2 protein-coding genes are annotated in these 960 nt (G+C 67.6%); both read left to right on the top strand.

Going from position 1 to position 960, the window contains the following annotated elements:
* Window positions 1-560: autotransporter domain-containing protein (locus AC1DRF_RS29710; RefSeq protein WP_477742533.1), on the top strand; the 560-nt coding region annotated here is incomplete at its 5' end.
* Between the two features lie 31 nt (window positions 561-591).
* Window positions 592-960, top strand: a 369-nt coding sequence (locus AC1DRF_RS29715) for an NAD(P)-binding protein (RefSeq protein WP_477742534.1), incomplete at its 3' end; no start/stop codon positions are given.

A 960-nucleotide genomic window follows, 5' to 3' on the forward strand; every position in this document is an offset into this window, starting at 1 on the left:
GCTACCAGGACATGCGCTTCGACCTGCGCCGCTTCCTCACCATCAACGGTGGTTCGGTGACCGGTGCGCGCGATGGCACGCAGTGGTTCGGTTCGCTGTCCAGCGGCGCGGACATCGTGCAGGGCAACGTGCAGTACACCCCGTACGCGCGCCTGGATGTCTCGCGCGCCACGCTCGATGCCTACACCGAGCAGGGCGACGCGGTGTATGCGCTGGCCTATGGCGAACAGAACGTCGATGCGACGACCGGCAATGTCGGCCTGCGCGTGGAAATGAAGAACGACACCGATTGGGGTGCGTTCACGCCGATGTTCCGCGCCGAATACCAGCACGACTTCAAGGCCGACGGTTTCACGACGATGCGCTACGCCGACCTGATCTCCGGTCCCGTGTACGGCACCGACGTGGCGGGCTTCGATCGTTCGCGCTGGATGCTCGGCCTGGGCGCCAACTTCGTGTTCGACAGCGATTTCTCGATCCGCGTCGAATACCGTGGCGTCTTCGGTTCGTCCGGCGATCGCGACAACGCCTTGCAGTTGATCTTCCAGAAGTCCTACTGAGCGGGGAACCGACATGAGCCGTAGCCGCACGATGAGTGAACTGCTGCGCATCGCCCGCCTCGCGGAGCGTTGCGAGCGCACCGGCGAAAGCGCCGACGACGCGATCGGCCAGGAGGGCGTGCAGGACGAAGACCGCCGCCGCCTGTTCCAGGGCGCGACCGCAGGCGCCGCGATCGCTGCKGCCGGTGTCATGGCACCCGGTGCATGGGCCGCGGCGACGCAGGCCGTGCGCACCGTCGTGGCGAAGACGACCAACACGCGCGGCGTCGCCGTCATCGGTGCCGGCATCGCGGGCCTGTCGTGCGCGACCGAACTCGCGCGCCTGGGCGTCAATGCACGCGTGTTCGAAGCGGGCACGCGCGTCGGCGGCCGCATCTTCAGCCTGCGCGGCTTCTTCCCC

Source organism: Priestia sp. P5_B4, assembly GCF_056400385.1.